This window comes from Leisingera daeponensis DSM 23529 (assembly GCF_000473145.1).
Lineage (GTDB): Bacteria > Pseudomonadota > Alphaproteobacteria > Rhodobacterales > Rhodobacteraceae > Leisingera > Leisingera daeponensis.
Genome location: NZ_KI421500.1, coordinates 3,158,006 through 3,173,011 on the forward strand (window position 1 = coordinate 3,158,006; position 15,006 = coordinate 3,173,011).

Annotated in this window: 13 protein-coding genes; 12 read left to right on the top strand and 1 reads right to left on the bottom strand. The window is 64.1% G+C overall.

What is annotated here, in order from left to right; genetic code table 11:
• Positions 1 to 288: 288 nt before the first annotated feature.
• The 9 genes from serB (at position 289) to DAEP_RS22815 (ending at position 9,432) form a co-directional block, all read left to right on the top strand.
• Entirely contained in the window at positions 289 to 1,182 is an 894-nt protein-coding gene (gene serB / locus DAEP_RS0115970; protein ID WP_027245354.1) for a phosphoserine phosphatase SerB, read from the top strand.
• Complete coding sequence (locus tag DAEP_RS0115975) at positions 1,182 to 2,180, top strand: amino acid ABC transporter substrate-binding protein (protein WP_245595106.1); 999 nt, start codon at positions 1,182 to 1,184, stop codon at positions 2,178 to 2,180. The genes serB and DAEP_RS0115975 overlap by 1 nt, the downstream gene beginning before the upstream one ends.
• Entirely contained in the window at positions 2,177 to 4,345 is a 2,169-nt protein-coding gene (locus DAEP_RS0115980) for an ATP-binding response regulator (protein ID WP_027245356.1), read from the top strand. The genes DAEP_RS0115975 and DAEP_RS0115980 overlap by 4 nt, the downstream gene beginning before the upstream one ends.
• Positions 4,346 to 4,837: 492 nt before the next feature.
• On the top strand, positions 4,838 to 4,987 hold the full coding sequence (gene napE / locus DAEP_RS0115985) for a periplasmic nitrate reductase, NapE protein (protein WP_008553292.1): 150 nt from the start codon (positions 4,838 to 4,840) through the stop codon (positions 4,985 to 4,987).
• A 12-nt stretch (positions 4,988 to 4,999) separates the two neighbouring features.
• A complete protein-coding gene (gene napF / locus DAEP_RS0115990; RefSeq protein WP_027245357.1) occupies positions 5,000 to 5,515 on the top strand; it encodes a ferredoxin-type protein NapF in 516 nt (171 codons plus the stop codon).
• The gene (locus DAEP_RS0115995; protein ID WP_008554334.1) at positions 5,512 to 5,790 is read left to right on the top strand and encodes a chaperone NapD; all 279 of its coding nucleotides are present in this window, start codon (positions 5,512 to 5,514) and stop codon (positions 5,788 to 5,790) included. Before napF ends, DAEP_RS0115995 begins: the two co-directional genes overlap by 4 nt.
• Positions 5,787 to 8,285 (top strand): nitrate reductase catalytic subunit NapA, encoded by a 2,499-nt coding sequence (gene napA / locus DAEP_RS0116000; protein ID WP_008555344.1) that lies wholly within the window; start codon positions 5,787 to 5,789, stop codon positions 8,283 to 8,285. Before DAEP_RS0115995 ends, napA begins: the two co-directional genes overlap by 4 nt.
• A gap of 8 nt (positions 8,286 to 8,293) precedes the next feature.
• A complete protein-coding gene (locus DAEP_RS0116005; protein ID WP_027245358.1) occupies positions 8,294 to 8,764 on the top strand; it encodes a nitrate reductase cytochrome c-type subunit in 471 nt (156 codons plus the stop codon).
• Positions 8,764 to 9,432 carry a NapC/NirT family cytochrome c gene (locus tag DAEP_RS22815; RefSeq protein ID WP_008554939.1) on the top strand — a complete coding sequence of 223 codons (669 nt, stop codon included), beginning with the start codon at positions 8,764 to 8,766 and terminating at the stop codon, positions 9,430 to 9,432. The genes DAEP_RS0116005 and DAEP_RS22815 overlap by 1 nt, the downstream gene beginning before the upstream one ends.
• A gap of 199 nt (positions 9,433 to 9,631) precedes the next feature.
• On the opposite strand, the gene trhO is transcribed toward DAEP_RS22815, so the two are convergent.
• Complete coding sequence (trhO, locus tag DAEP_RS0116015) at positions 9,632 to 10,543, bottom strand: oxygen-dependent tRNA uridine(34) hydroxylase TrhO (RefSeq protein ID WP_008556670.1); 912 nt, start codon at positions 10,541 to 10,543, stop codon at positions 9,632 to 9,634.
• Positions 10,544 to 10,722: 179 nt separating this feature from the next.
• Here trhO and pncA point away from each other — a divergent pair, with 179 nt between their 5' ends.
• The 3 genes from pncA (at position 10,723) to pncB (ending at position 15,004) form a co-directional block, all read left to right on the top strand.
• The gene (pncA, locus tag DAEP_RS0116020; RefSeq protein WP_027245359.1) at positions 10,723 to 11,319 is read left to right on the top strand and encodes a bifunctional nicotinamidase/pyrazinamidase; all 597 of its coding nucleotides are present in this window, start codon (positions 10,723 to 10,725) and stop codon (positions 11,317 to 11,319) included.
• 69 nt (positions 11,320 to 11,388) lie between these two features.
• Positions 11,389 to 13,650, top strand: coding sequence for an ATP-binding protein (locus DAEP_RS0116025; RefSeq protein ID WP_027245360.1), 2,262 nt, complete (start codon positions 11,389 to 11,391; stop codon positions 13,648 to 13,650).
• 64 nt (positions 13,651 to 13,714) lie between these two features.
• Positions 13,715 to 15,004 carry a nicotinate phosphoribosyltransferase gene (gene pncB / locus DAEP_RS0116030; RefSeq protein WP_027245361.1) on the top strand — a complete coding sequence of 430 codons (1,290 nt, stop codon included), beginning with the start codon at positions 13,715 to 13,717 and terminating at the stop codon, positions 15,002 to 15,004.
• Positions 15,005 to 15,006 lie beyond the last annotated feature (2 nt).

A 15,006-nucleotide genomic window follows, 5' to 3' on the forward strand; every position in this document is an offset into this window, starting at 1 on the left:
TGTTGCGGGCACCGGCCGGCTTGGAGAGCGAGACTAGGTAGAGGCCCGCTGTGGGGATATTGGCCTGAGGGACGAGGCGGGCGGGTTTCGGGCCCTGACCGAGCGCCCAACTCGGCACAAAAGGACTAGTCCTTCCGAATGAAGGAGATTTTATCGCCTTGTTATCAACATCTTGCCAGACCCGCTCCGGCGCTCCGCCCCCCGCGTGATCTCGTCATTCAGGCGTATTGGTCATTCGCCGCGATGGGGTCATACCTGAGGCGTTCAGGGCAGGAGAGGAAGTGCACGATGACGAGATTTCTGGTGATACCGGGCCGAAACGGCGCAAGCGCGGCCAGTTCCGCCGGCTTTGTCAGCTATGTCGACGCCTCTGCCGGGGCGGCGCATGGGGCGATGGCCGCGTCTTCATCGGCCTACATGATCGATATGCTGCCGCCCCCTGGGGAACCAGCAGGCGAACGGGCCAGGCTGCGCGAGCTGGCCGCGCAACAGGGACTGGATATCTGTTTTCTGCGCGGCAATCCGTTCAAGTGCAAGTTGCTGGTGGCGGATATGGAAGCGACGATCATTCTCGACGAGATGCTTGATCTGCTGGCCGAGGACCGCGGCCAAGGCGCCGAGGTCGCCGCAATCACGGCCCGTGCCATGGCGGGCCAGTTCGACTTTGCCCAATCGCTTGCCGAACGCACCCGGCTGTTGGCGGGAACGCCGCTGGCCCAGCTCGAGGCGCTCTGCCAGCGCATCCGGCTGGCCCCCGGTGCCCGGGCGCTGGTGCAGACCATGCGCGCAGCAGGCGCCCGCACGGTTCTGGTGACCGGCGGCTACGGGATCTTTGCGCAAGAGGCCGCCCGGCTTTGCGGGTTCGATCATGTGGTGGCCAACAATCCGGTGATCGAGCGGGGCGTCATGACCGGCGCGCTCACGTTGCCGGTCTGTACCGCCGAGACCAAGCGCGAGGTGCTGCTGGCCGAATGCGCCGCCTTGGGTATCGGACCGGAAATGGCCTGTTGCATCGGCGATGGGGCAAATGACATCTTGATGCTGCGGGCCTGTGGCCTGCCGGTCAGCTACAGGGGAAAACCGGTCGTGCAGGACATCGTCGATCTCAACATTACTCAGGGCGACCTGACCGCAGCGCTGTTCGCGCAGGGCATTACCGCAGATGAGATCGAGGGCCGGTGATGCGGTTTCGCAGCGCGCTGACACTTGGTCTTTGGCTGGCGGGGGCGCTGGGCGCGCAGGCTGGCGAGGGCGATACCGGCGCCGCGATCCGGGATCGCGGCTATCTGCTGTGTGGTGTCGGCAGCGATGATCTGGGTTTTGCAACGCTGCGCTATGATGGCGAATGGACCGGGTTCGACGTCGATTTCTGCCGCGCGGTCGCGGCGGCCATGCTGGGCGATGCGACGGCGGTGGAATTTGTTCCGCTGGACAGCCTGAACCGGCTCGAGGTTCTGGCCCGCGGCGAGGTGGACGTGCTGTTTCGCACCACCACCTTTACCTTTGACCGGGACGTGAACGCCGCGCTCGAATTCCCGGCCATCACCTTTTACGACAGCCAGAAAGTGCTGGTCTATGCCGATACCGGCGCCCGCACCTTGGCGGATCTGGCCGGCAAGACGGTCTGCGCCAATTCCGGCACCACCAGCATCACCAACATCCGCCACAGGATCGACAGTCTGGGCGGCGGCATCGGCATTCAGGAATACGCCTCGCAGGCGGGACGGTGGCGGGCGTTCTTTGGCCGGGAATGCGAGGCGGTGACCGCCGATGGCAGCGATCTTGCCGCGATGATGGCAAGCCGCCCCGGTTATCGCGACGATTTTGTCCTGCTCGAGGACGAGATCGCAAACGAGCCGCTGGGACCGGTCGTGCGCGAGGATGACCGGCAATGGGAGCAGATCGTCCGCTGGGTGATCAACCTGACCCTGGTCGCCGAGGCAGCCGGGATCGGACAGACCAGCGGCCCGGCAGAGATTGCCCGCCTTCCCCTGCCTGCGGGCGCCGATTTGGGCGTGGCCGGCACCTGGGGCGCGGATGTGATCCGCCAGGTCGGCAATTACGACGACATCTTCAGCCGCAATCTGGGCGACGGGTCGGAGCTGAGGATGGCGCGCGGGCGCAACGCGCTCTGGACGGACGGCGGCCTGATGTATCCGCTGCCGATGACACCGCCATGATGCGAAGGGTGCAGGTCAGTGTCGGGCGGATCGTCTTTCTGGCGCTGTTCTGCATGTCTCTTGGGGCGCTTGCCATCGGCTTTGTCTCGGTCTACGGCGCCCAGACCTTTCGCCGGGAATTCGAGCGGCTGGTCGACGAGGACCTGCCGCAGGCGACCGTGGCAACCCGGCTGAACGCCGAGATCCTTGGGCTGACCAGCCTGGTCGGATTGCTGGTATCCGCCGACACCGAGATTGCCGCCGCCACCACCCTCATTCAGCTTCAGGATCAGCTTAACGCGATCGAACGGCAAAGCCGTGACCTGAGCGGTTTTACCCTGCGGCCCGGCGAATATACCGATATCGAAACCGCTCTGGCCCAGCTTTCCGGGAACCTGGACAGCCTGGTCGCACTGAACACCCTGCGCCTGCGCAGCCAGGCCGGGATGACCGCATTGTCGGACCGGGCAACCAGGGCGCCCGCCAGCACGGACGCGCGGCTGGCCTTCCTGCTCTGGCGTCAGGAACTTGATGCCGCGAACCTGACGCGCGAGCTTCACGGGCTGGGGCAGCGGCTTGACGCGTTGCTCGCCCCGGATCCGACCCGCCCGCTGGCGGCGATCGGGCACGAGATGCTGGCGATGCGCCGAACCCTGCTGGAAACGGAAACCGTGCTTCGCGGACGGCTCAAGAACCATATCCAGCTGTCCTATCGCCTGGCCGACAGCACCCGGTTCATGTCCTCGCGCCTGATTTCCGGGGCCAACCAGCGCGGCGACGCCATCCTGTCTCTGGTCCGGACGAACATGTACCTGATCCTGATCAGTTTCCTGGTCTTTGCGACGATCAGCGCCTTCATCTACACCTTCCTGGACAAGCAGGTGGTCGGCCGGGTGCAGAAACTGACCCAGCGCATCCGCTCGTACGAGGGGCGCGGCCGCGAACCCGATCCGGTCGGGCGCAATGAGATCACCCTGATCGAGGCGGCCTTTTCGAACCTGACCGCAACGATCGCTGAACGCGAGGGCCGTCTTGTCGCGCTGAACCGGCTGGCCAGCGACGCCCGGCTGGAGGCGGAGGAGGCCAACCGGTCGAAGTCAGAGCTTCTGGCCGCGGCCAGCCATGATTTGCGTCAGCCGGTGCACGCCATGGGGCTTCTGATCGGCGGTATCGACCGCAACGCGCTGGATGCCGCCTCGTGCGAAACCCTGGATCAGCTGGCGCGGCTGACGCAGGAAACGATGCAGCTGTTCAATTCGATCCTCGACCTGTCAAAGCTGCAGGCCGGAACCTTTACCGCGGCGCAGGAGCCGATCCGGCTGGCCGAACTGTTCGGACGCATCCAGGCCGCGTTCGGCAAACGTGCCGAACTGGCTGGCGCAACTCTGGACATCACGCAGCCCTCATCCGGCCTCTGCGTGCTGGGCGACCCTCAGGCCCTCTACCGCATCCTGGGCAACCTGATTGCCAATGCGATCCAGTATGCGGGCGGCGGGCAAATCAGACTTCATTGCGATACAGGAGAGGAAAGCTGCACCATCACGGTCGAAGATGATGGGCCCGGCTTTGTTCTGGATGGCGGCAAACCGGATATGTCCGGTCCCAGGCCAAGCCGGGCTGGTTATGGCCTGGGCCTGTCGATCTGCTTTGCCCTTGCGCAGGCGATGCAGAGCCGGATGACGATTGATCGGCCCGAGGCGGGTGGCGTGCGGTTCTCGTTGCCGCTGCCGCTGGCGGAGACCATCGAGGGGCAGCCCGGTGCGCTGCCAGGTCCGCCGGTCGGGACCACCGCGCTTGACGGGGTGAGCATTGTCCTTCTCGAAGACGATCCCGAGGTGCGCGCCGCGACCCTTCAAAGTCTCACACGCCTGAAGTGCGACGTCACGGACTGCGCGTCGCAAGAGGATGCGCGGCAGCTCATCTCGCAACGGGCAGAGCCGTTCCTGTTGATCACCGATCTGGATCTCGGGCGAGGACATCAGGTCTGCTCGCTCGTCGACGAAGCGCTGGAGACTTCCGCTGGTCTTGCCGGTGTCATCGTCACCACGGCAAGTCCCGCCGCAGTACCGGAGGCCTGGCACCGGACGGGCAAGGTCGCAGTTCTGGAAAAACCATTCTCAGGCAGTCGCCTGGTGCGTCTGGTCCGCTTCCTTGCCAAACAGAACAACACTGTAAGCGATACCTGAAACGCGGCGGCGATCGGCGTTTAGGCTCAGGACTTCGGTAACGGGCTCGCCTCAGCCAAGCGGTTTTGCGCAGTCAAATTGATCCGCCAAGGCGGTTCGCGTGGCTCGGGTATAGCTGTCTCTGCTTTCCCGCGGCCTTCAGCTGAGGTCCTTCGGGCACATGCTTCGGTTCGTGGTCAGGCGGCGGCTGCGGCGGCGGGCCGGCGCCCGTCAGGCCGCTTTGTCCGCAGCGCGTCTCTACTTTTGGAAATACTTAACAACCAGCAGCGGAAGAGTTTGCGCTTCGTCAACTAACTCTTACTTTCGATTATTTGAATGTTTTGAATTTCCAAATCAACCACTTAGAAAATGACTCAGATCAAGGTGCCGGGCGCCGGTCCTTCGCATTCTCCGGTCCAGCGAAGCGCGACTGACCTGGAAAAGCAGCATCTGAGATGATCGTTTCCTGGCTGGCGTGTTCCGCTGAGAAAGCGTGAGCCAAGGAGGACGCATATGTCCGAACAGCCAACCAAAGCCGAAGAGCGGAACACTTTCCTGTTTCTCGCCGTCATCCTCGCGCCGGTTCTGGCGGTGGGAATTGTCGGCGGTTACGGCCTGATTATCTGGATCTCCCAGATCTTCCTGGGCCCGCCCGCAGGTTAAGAGGCCAGGCCGATGCCAGCCCATGCCAGCACAGCCCCTTCCCGGCGCGCCTTCCTGACCGGACGGGTCGCCAGGCCCAAGCCTGAATTCCGCCCGCCCTGGACCGACGAGGCGCGGGTGCAGGCGCATTGCACCAGCTGCAATGCCTGCGTGGAGGCGTGCCCGGAAGAGGTTATCGAATGCGACAGCCGGGGCCGCCCGCGGATCAATTTCCACGGCGGCGAATGCATCTTTTGCGCGGCTTGCGCCGAGGCCTGCCCGGAACCCGTGTTCGACCTGGCGCAGCCCGCGCCCTGGCCGGTGACCGTGGACATCGGCAGCAGCTGCCTGCTGGCTGCGGGCATTACCTGCCAGCTTTGCACCGATATCTGCGACCCGCGCGCCCTGCGGATGGATCTGTCGGTCCGCCCGGCAGGCGCCATTCTGGTTGATGCGGATGCCTGCACCGGCTGCGGCGCCTGCCTTGCCACATGCCCCAACGACGCCATCGCGATCCGCGACCCCCGCCAGCAAAGGAGCCACGGGTGAACAACGAGCTTCATATTTCCAGCCTGCTGGTGCGCAGCAACCCGGCCCGCATGGCGGCCGTGCTGGACACCATCAAATCCATGCCCAACGCCGAAATCTCGCAAACCGATCCCTCGGGCAAAATCATCGTTTTGTTCGAAGCGGACAGTGATCGTGCCATTGGCGATGCCCTGGCCAAAATCCAGCTTCTCGACGGCGTCGCCAGCGCGGCGCTTGTCTTCCATCAGACCTGTGATGCCCAGGAACTCGCCCTTCAGGAAGGAACCCCCCAATGACCGGACTTACACGCCGTGACGCCATTAAGGCGCAGGCCGCTGCAGCCGCGGCCCTTGCCGCCGGGCTGCCGATTCCCGCGGCCGCGCAGAACCTTGTCACCGACGCCAATCTGACCGAGCTGAAATGGTCCAAGGCCGCTTGCCGCTTCTGCGGCACCGGCTGTTCGATCATGGTCGCCACCAAGGCGGGCCGGGTGGTCGCGACACATGGCGACACCCAGGCAGAGGTCAACCGCGGCCTGAACTGCGTCAAGGGCTACTTCCTGTCCAAGATCATGTATGGCGCCGACCGCCTGACCACGCCGCTGCTGCGCAAGACGGGCGGCGAATATGACAAGAACGGCGAGTTCACCCCGGTCAGCTGGGACGAAGCCTTCGACATCATGGCCGAGAAGTGGAAGAAAACCCTGGCCGAGAAAGGCCCCGAGGGCATCGGCATGTTCGGCTCCGGCCAGTGGACCGTGTGGGAAGGCTATGCCGCGTCGAAACTGATGAAGGCGGGCTTCCGCTCCAACAACATCGACCCGAACGCGCGCCACTGCATGGCCTCTGCCGTGGGCGGCTTCATGCGGACCTTCGGCATCGACGAGCCGATGGGCTGCTATGACGACTTCGAGAACGCCGACGCCTTTGTGCTGTGGGGCTCGAACATGGCGGAGATGCACCCGATCCTGTGGACCCGCATCACCGACCGCCGCTTCAGCCATCCGCATGTGAAGGTGGCGGTGCTGTCGACCTTCACCCACCGCAGCTTCGACCTGGCGGACATTCCGGCGGTGTTCACGCCGCACAGCGACCTGGTGATCCTGAACTACATCGCCAACTACATCATCCAGAATGATGCGGTGCATAAGGACTTCGTCGCCAAGCACGTCAACTTCAAGCGCGGCAATCAGGACATCGGCTATGGCCTGCGGCCTGAACACCCGCTGGAGCAGGCCGCCGCCAACGCCGATAAGGCCGGCGGCGCAACGGATATGAGCTTTGAGGAATTCGCCGGGTTCGTGTCCGAATACACGCTTGAAAAAGCGGCGGAAATGTCCGGCGTCCCGGCAGAGACGCTGGAGAAGATCGCCAAGCTCTACGCCGATCCCGACACCAAGGTGATGTCGCTCTGGACCATGGGCGTCAACCAGCACACCCGCGGTGTCTGGGTGAACAACCTGCTTTACAACATCCACCTGCTGACCGGCAAAATCTCCACCCCCGGCAACTCGCCGTTCTCGCTGACAGGCCAGCCGTCGGCCTGCGGCACCGCGCGCGAGGTGGGCACCTTCTCGCACCGCCTGCCCGCCGACATGGTGGTCAATAACCCGGACCACCGCGCTTATGCCGAAAAGATCTGGCAACTGCCCGAAGGCACCGTTCCGGGCTGGGTCGGCTCCCACGCGGTGAAGCAGAACCGCGACCTGAAGGATGGCAAGATCAACTGCTACTGGGTGCAGGTGAACAACAACATGCAGGCCGCCCCCAACATGATGGAGGAAGGGCTGCCGGGCTACCGCAACCCCGACAACTTCATCGTGGTGTCGGACGCCTATCCGACCGTGACGGCAGAGGCCGCCGACCTGATCCTGCCCGCCGCCATGTGGGTGGAGAAGGAAGGCGCCTACGGCAACGCCGAACGCCGAACCCAGTTCTGGTACCAGCTGGTCAACGCGCCGGGTGAGTCGAAATCCGACCTGTGGCAGCTGGCGGAATTCTCCAAACGCTTCACCACGGATGAGGTCTGGCCGGCGGAAATTCTCGACGCCAACCCCGAGTACAAGGGCAAGACCCTGTTCGAGGTGCTGTTCGCCAACGGCAAGGTCGACAAATACCAGCTGTCCGAGAAGGCCCGCGAATACGGCAACCACGAATCCGAGGACTTCGGCTTTTACATCCAGAAGGGCCTGTTCGAGGAATACGCAGAATTCGGCCGCGGCAAGGCGCACGACCTTGCGCCGTTCGACACCTACCATGAGGTGCGCGGCCTGCGCTGGCCGGTTGTGGACGGCAAGGAAACCCGCTGGCGCTTCAAGGAAGGCTCGGACCCCTACGTCAAACCCGGCGCGGACTATGAATTCTACGGCAAGCCCGACGGCAAGGCGGTGATCTTTGCGCTGCCCTATGAGCCGCCGGCGGAAAGCCCGGATGATGAATACCCGATGTGGCTGGCGACGGGGCGCGTGCTGGAGCACTGGCACTCCGGCTCGATGACCCAGCGGGTGCCGGAGCTGTATCAGGCGGTGCCTGACGCGCTTTGCTACATGCACCCCGACGACGCCAAGGCCCAGGGCTTTAGGCGCGGCACCGAGGTGCGGATCATCTCGCGGCGCGGCGAAATCCGCACCCGCGTGGAAACCCGCGGCCGCAACAAGCCGCCCAAGGGGCTGGTCTTTGTGCCCTGGTTCGATGCGCGCCGGCTGATCAACAAGGTCACGCTGGATGCCACCGATCCGATCTCGAAACAGACGGACTTCAAGAAATGCGCAGTCCGTATCGAAGCAGTGTGAGGCCCGTCATGAAACATCTCCGTCTCGCCGTCCTGGCTGTTCCGGTCTTTCTGGCCACCACGGCCTTCGCCCAAACCCAGGTGTCCACGCTGCGTAACGGCGTGCCGCTGGAACAGGAGGGCGAAGCCACCCAGATCCCCGGCATCGTCAACACCGACATCCGCCAGGTGCGCAACTACCCGGATCAGCCGCCGCTGATCCCGCACAAGACCGACAACTACCAGGTCGATCTGAACTCCAACAAATGCCTGACCTGCCACAGCCGCACCGCTGTGGAGATCAGCCAGGCACCGATGATCTCGGTCACCCACTTCATGAACCGCGAGGGCCAGACCCTCGGCGCGGTCAGCCCGCGGCGCTATTTCTGCACCCAGTGCCATGTGGTGCAGACCAACGCCCGGCCGCTGGTCGAGAATGAGTTCGTCGATGTCGACAAGGTGCTGGATTACGTCCACTCCAAACAGGGCGGGGCGGACTGATGATTGCTTTCCTGAAACGGCTCTGGTGGATCATCAGGCGTCCCAGCGCCTATTTCTCGCTCGGCTTCCTGACCATGGGCGGCTTTGTGATGGGGATCATCTTCTGGGGCGGCTTCAACACCGCGCTTGAAGTCACCAACACCGAGGCCTTCTGCACCAGCTGCCATGAAATGCGCGACAACGTGTTCGAGGAGCTGAAGCCGACGATCCACTATTCCAACCGCTCCGGCGTGCGGGCCTCCTGCCCGGACTGCCACGTGCCGCACAACTGGACCAACAAGATCGCCCGCAAGATGCAGGCCTCCAAGGAGGTCTGGGGCAAGATCTTCGGCACCATCAACACGCGGGAGAAGTTCCTGGAGCACCGCCTGGAACTGGCGCAGCACGAATGGGCGCGGCTTGAGGCGAATGACTCGCTGGAATGCCGCAACTGCCACTCGGACGAGTCGATGGACATCACCCGCCAGTCCAAGCGGGCGGCGGACGCGCATGAGCGCTTCCTGTTCACCGGCGAGAAGACCTGCATTAGCTGCCACAAGGGCATCGCCCACCAGTTGCCCGACATGGCCGCAGCCGAAGGCGAGGATCACGCAGGCCTGCTGGCCCCGGCGCATGGCGAGGGCCTCTTGGCCAGCACCCGCAGCTATCTGGGCCTGAACAGCAACTGACGCTGACTGCCCGTGACAAACATGAAAAGGCCGCTGCGCATCCGGGCAGCGGCCTTTTTTTGTCAGGTTTGGCCGTTGCCATTGCCCCGTCGCATAAGCGGCAGGCACGCGCCTGCCTGCCCGGGCAGCCGCTCACCGCAATGCGGCAAGGCGGCCGAACAGGTGCAGCACCATTGAATGTCTGTTTTCAGGCTCAGGCTTACAGCGGGATGCTGCCCAGATGATCCTCGCCGCGCTCCCGCGCCAGCTTCATCTGCTTCTGCCGCTCGCGGAACCGCGCCTTGTCCTCTTCCGAGGTCTGATCGATGCACAGGTGGCAGGAAACGCCCTGCTCGAATTCGGGCCGCGCCTTGTCCTCCGGCAGGATCGGGCGGCGGCAGCCGTGGCACAGCTCATGCGGGCCTTCGACCAGCCCGTGGCCGACCGACACCCGGTTGTCGAAGACAAAGCATTCGCCTTCCCAGGTGCTGTTTTCCGCGGGCATTTCCTCCAGATAGCGCAGGATGCCGCCCTTCAGGTGATAGACGTCCTCCACCCCCTGTCCCAGCAGGTAGTTGGTCGACTTCTCGCAGCGGATGCCGCCGGTGCAGAACATCGCAACACGCTTGTTGTGGAAGCGGTCTTTGTTCTCCTCCCACCAGGCGGGGAAATCGCGGAAGCTTTCTGTCTTGGGGTCGATCGCGCCCTCGAAGGTGCCGATTGCCACTTCGTAATCGTTGCGGGTGTCGATCAGCACCACATCGTCCTGCCGGATCAGGTCGTTCCATTCTTCCGGCTCGACGTAATGCCCGACGGAGGCCAGCGGATCCACGTCCGGCTGGCCCATGGTGACGATCTCTTTCTTCAGCCGCACCTTCATCTTGCCAAAGGGCGGCTCTGCCGCAGTGGCCTCTTTCCATTCCAGACCCGCGCAGCCCGGCAGGGATTTGATATGGGCGAGCACCGCATCTATGCCGGCCCTCGGGCCTGCGATGGTGCCATTGATCCCCTCCTGCGCCAGCAGCAGCGAGCCTTTGACATCCTGCGCCCGGCACAGGTCCAGGAGCGCCGGCCGGATCGCGGCGGGATCGGGGAAACGGGTGAAGTGATAGAGGGCAGCAATCGTGTACATGCCCCGGCCTTAGAACCATGGCGCGCGGTTTTCAAGACCAAGAACCGCCTGCGCGGGGCCAATAAAACAAGGGCTTTGCATGTATGTTTTCACCTGCGTCAGCCCGCCGACGTCCAGCGGGAGTTCCCAAGCGGCACTTGTCCCGTTACAAATTGTGCAAGCCAGCAAAGGAGTTGCCGATGACCCAGGCCCTGATCGTTGTGGATGTGCAGAATGACTTCTGCCCGGGCGGGGCGCTGGCGGTGCCCGGCGGGGACGAGGTGGTCGCCCCCATCAACGCCATGATGGACCGTTTTGACACGGTGATTCTGACCCAGGACTGGCACCCGGCCGGTCATTCCTCCTTCGCCTCCGCGCACCCGGGCAAGGCCCCGTTCGACACGGTGGAGATGCCCTATGGCCCCCAGGTTCTGTGGCCCGATCACTGCGTGCAGGGCACCGGCGGGGCGGCCTTCCACAAGGATCTGCGCACCGATGGCGACCTGATCATCCGCAAGGGATTCCGCCCCGCAATCGACAGCTATTCCGGCTTTTTCGAAAACGACAGGACCACGCCCACCGGACTGGAAGGATACCTGCGCAGCCGTGGCATCACGCGGCTGGCCCTGGCCGGGCTTGCCACCGACTTTTGCGTTGCCTTCACGGCGCTGGACGCTGCCCGGCTTGGGTTTGAGGTGACCGTTGACCTCTCCGCCTGCCGGGCGATTGATCTGGATGGCTCGCTGCAGGCAGCCCTTGACCAGATGAAAGAGGCGGGAATTGTGCTTCAATCCTGAGTTGATTTGCCGATTTATTAACAATAACCGGCATAAGCTGAGCCGGCATACCGACGGCAAGGCGTATTGATGGATATTTCGGACGGGGCCGCCACCGGCCCTCTGGCCAGCTACTACAAACGGTACGGCTCGCTCGAGCTGCTGCTGCGCTACGCCCGCGGCCGCGTGCGGCTGTTCTGGGGCCGGCAGTTCTACGTGGGAATGGCGTTTCTTGTCCTGGGGCTGATCGTCCCGTTTCAATATGCGCTGCTGGCCTTTGCAGTGACCTGTGCCGGGGACGCAGTGGATTGCCTGCTGCTGCGCCGGGCCGGATACCTGGCCAGCCGCGGGATGAGCGAGGGCGTTCTGCGGCTTCTGACAGCGCTGACCGCCTTCCTGCACGCGCTGACGCTCAGCGCGGCTGCCTCGCTCCCGTTCTGGGTCAAGTTGCAATCCCTGCAGCCGGAGATCCATGCAGAGCCGCTGTTTACCGTCGGCCTGCTTCTGGGATCGGCAATCAATGCCGGGCTGGTGCTGCCCTACCATCCGCAGGCCGTCGTCGCCAAACTGGTCACCTATGCAGCGATGCCGGCTGCCTTCCTGGCGTACGAAATCCTCCAGGCGCCGGAACTGGCGGCCTCCTATCAGCTTCACCTGGCAGGGCTGCTGGTGTTTTACACCTCTTATCTGTGGTTTCTGGGCTTTGTCAGGCTCAATTTCGGCCGGACGCGCAGCAATATGCTGGCGCAGGCCCAGCAGCAGCAGGAGCTGGAAGCCGCCTATGCCGAACTCTCTGATCAGCAGATGGCGGCCAAGCGCCTGGCGCTGGTTGCGGAGAATGCCAACGACAGCGTGATGCTGATGGACCGGAACGGGCGGATTACCTGGGTCAATGACAGTTTCACCCGCCTCACCGGCTATTCCTTTGACGAGGCGCTGGGCCGGCTGCCCGGCGACCTGCTGAACAGCGGCAGGACCGACCCCGCAACCATCCGTTTGCTGCGGGACAGCGTCCGCGAGGCCCGGCCGGTGCGGGTGGAAATCTGCAACCGGCGCAAGGACGGGCAGCACGTCTGGATCGAGACCAGTCAGGTGGCAATGCGCAACAGCGCCGGGGAACTGGAAACCCTGATCGCGGTGGAACGCGACATTTCCGCCGCCAAGGAACACGCCCGGCAGCTTGAGCAGGCGCGGATCGCGGCTGAGGAAGGCGCCCGCGCCAAGGCGGACTTCCTGGCCACCATGAGCCACGAGATCCGCACCCCGATGAACGGGGTGATCGGCATGGCCCAGCTGCTGCGCGACAGCGGCCTGAACGAAGAGCAGGAGCTTTACGCCGGCGCCATTCTCAGCTCGGCGGATACCCTGCTGGCGCTGATCAATGATGTGCTGGACGTCTCCAAAATGGATGCCGAGGGTGTCAGCCTCAGCTGCACCGATTTCGACCCGCGCGCCTGTTTCGAAGACACCATGCGCCTGCTGAAGGCCCAGGCGGAGGCGAAGGGGCTGGACCTCCTGCTGGACATCAAGGACAGCGTGCCCGCACGGCTGCACGGCGATGACCGGCGGATCCGCCAGATTCTGCTGAACCTTGCCGGCAATGCGATCAAGTTCACCGAACGCGGCCAGGTGCAGGTGACGCTGGACGCCGAACCGGCGGGGCAGGGGACCGGTCTGGTGTTTTCGGTCGAGGACACCGGGATCGGCATCCCCAGGGAAATGCTCTCCAAAGTGTTCGAACGCTTCTCCCAGGCGGATGCCGCCATCAGCCGCCGCTTTGGCGGCACCGGCCTCGGGCTCGCCATTTCGCGCCGCCTGGCGGAGGCGATGGGCGGCAGTATTTCGGTGGCCTCCGACCTGGGGCTTGGGTCCTGCTTTACCGTGCGGCTTCATCTGGATCCGCCCCGGGCTAAGCCGGCGGCAGCCCCCGACGCCGCGCCGCAGGCTGGCAGTATTGCCGCGCTGGAGGGGCTGCGGGTGCTGGTGGCGGAGGACAATGCCGTGAACCGCGTGCTGCTGGAGAAGTTTCTGCAGCCCACCCCGGCGGAGGTGGTTTTTGCCCAGAACGGCCGCGAAGCCGTGGCGCAGTTCGAGGCGTTTGCGCCCGATATCATCCTGATGGATATGTCGATGCCAGAGATGGACGGGCTGGACGCCACCCGCGCGATCCGCGCCCGGGCGCAGACGCAGCCCGCGATTGTCGCGCTGACGGCAAACGCGTTTGACTCTGACCGCGAGGCCTGCCTTGCCGCCGGTATGGACGAATTCATGAGCAAACCCGTCAACCGCGGCAAGCTGCTGGACCTGCTGGTGCATCTGGCGCCGCAGGCGCAGTCCCGCCGCGCGGGCTGATTTCCTTTGCCCCCGCAGGCGCGCTATCCTATCAAACAATGACTCCTTAAGCACGAGGCCGCCGGTGGATATTGCAACCCGCGTCTATAATCACAAATGGAAGATCGACCCGATCATCCGCTCGCTGATCGACACCGATTTCTACAAGCTGCTGATGTGCCAGTCGGTGTTCCGCAACAAGCCGGACACCACGGTGACCTTCTCGCTGATCAACCGCTCCACCCATGTGCCGCTGGCCCGGCTGATCGACGAGGGCGAGCTGCGCGAACAGCTGGACCACATCCGCTCGCTGTCGCTCAGCCGCGGCGAAAGCACCTGGCTGCGCGGCAATACCTTCTATGGCAAGCGGCAGATGTTCCGCCCCGACTTCATGGAATGGTTCGAAGGCCTGCGCCTGCCGCCCTACCACCTGGAACGCAAGGGCGATCAGTATGAGCTGACGTTCGAGGGCAAATGGCACGAGGTCATGCTGTGGGAAATCCCGGCGCTTGCGGTGCTGATGGAGCTGCGCTCGCGCGCGGTGCTGGACAAGATGGGCCGCTTTGAACTGCAGGTGCTCTATGCCCGCGCCATGACGCGGGTCTGGGAAAAGATCGAGAAACTGCGGGAGATCGACGGCTTGACGATTGCCGATTTCGGCACCCGCCGCCGCCATTCCTTCCTGTGGCAGGACTGGTGCGTGCAGGCCATGATCGAGGGGCTGGGGGAGAAGTTCACCGGCACCTCCAACTGCCTCATTGCCATGCGCCGCGAGGTGGAGGCGATCGGCACCAACGCGCATGAGCTGCCGATGGTCTATTCCGCCCTGGCGGACAGCGACGCGGAACTGGCCCAGGCCCCCTACGACGTGCTGTCCGACTGGCATGACGAGCATGAGGGCAACCTGCGCATCATCCTGCCCGACACCTACGGCACCCAAGGTTTCCTGGACCGGGCGCCGGATTGGCTGGCCGGCTGGACCGGCATCCGCATCGACAGCGGCGACCCGGCCAAGGGCGCCGAGGTGGCGATCAACTGGTGGAAAGAGCGCGGCGAGGATCCGGCGGAAAAGCGGGTGATCTTCTCCGATGGCCTCGACGTGCCGCAGATCCAGGACCTGCACGGGCAGTTTGCTGGCCGCACCAAGGTCTCTTTCGGCTGGGGCACGCTGCTGACGAATGACTTCCGCGGGCTGGTTCCGGACGATGCGCTGGCGCCGTTCTCGCTGGTTTGCAAGGCGGTTGCGGCCAACGGGCGGCCCACTGTGAAACTCTCCGACAACCCGGAAAAGGCGATGGGTCCGGCGGAGGAAATCGCCCGCTACAAGCGGGTTTTCGGTGTGGGCAAGCAGGAGCGGCAGGCGGTAATCGTCTGATA

Excerpts from the sequence above, each read along its gene's own strand:
- serB (WP_027245354.1), top strand. The coding sequence starts at position 289 with ATGACGAGATTTCTGGTGATACCGGGCCGAAACGGCGCAAGCGCGGCC.
- DAEP_RS0115975 (WP_245595106.1), top strand. The coding sequence starts at position 1,182 with ATGCGGTTTCGCAGCGCGCTGACACTTGGTCTTTGGCTGGCGGGGGCG.
- DAEP_RS0115980 (WP_027245356.1), top strand. The coding sequence starts at position 2,177 with ATGATGCGAAGGGTGCAGGTCAGTGTCGGGCGGATCGTCTTTCTGGCG.
- napE (WP_008553292.1), top strand. The coding sequence starts at position 4,838 with ATGTCCGAACAGCCAACCAAAGCCGAAGAGCGGAACACTTTCCTGTTT.
- napF (WP_027245357.1), top strand. The coding sequence starts at position 5,000 with ATGCCAGCCCATGCCAGCACAGCCCCTTCCCGGCGCGCCTTCCTGACC.
- napA (WP_008555344.1), top strand. The coding sequence starts at position 5,787 with ATGACCGGACTTACACGCCGTGACGCCATTAAGGCGCAGGCCGCTGCA.
- DAEP_RS0116005 (WP_027245358.1), top strand. The coding sequence starts at position 8,294 with ATGAAACATCTCCGTCTCGCCGTCCTGGCTGTTCCGGTCTTTCTGGCC.
- DAEP_RS22815 (WP_008554939.1), top strand. The coding sequence starts at position 8,764 with ATGATTGCTTTCCTGAAACGGCTCTGGTGGATCATCAGGCGTCCCAGC.
- trhO (WP_008556670.1), bottom strand. The coding sequence starts at position 10,543 with ATGTACACGATTGCTGCCCTCTATCACTTCACCCGTTTCCCCGATCCC.
- pncA (WP_027245359.1), top strand. The coding sequence starts at position 10,723 with ATGACCCAGGCCCTGATCGTTGTGGATGTGCAGAATGACTTCTGCCCG.
- DAEP_RS0116025 (WP_027245360.1), top strand. The coding sequence starts at position 11,389 with ATGGATATTTCGGACGGGGCCGCCACCGGCCCTCTGGCCAGCTACTAC.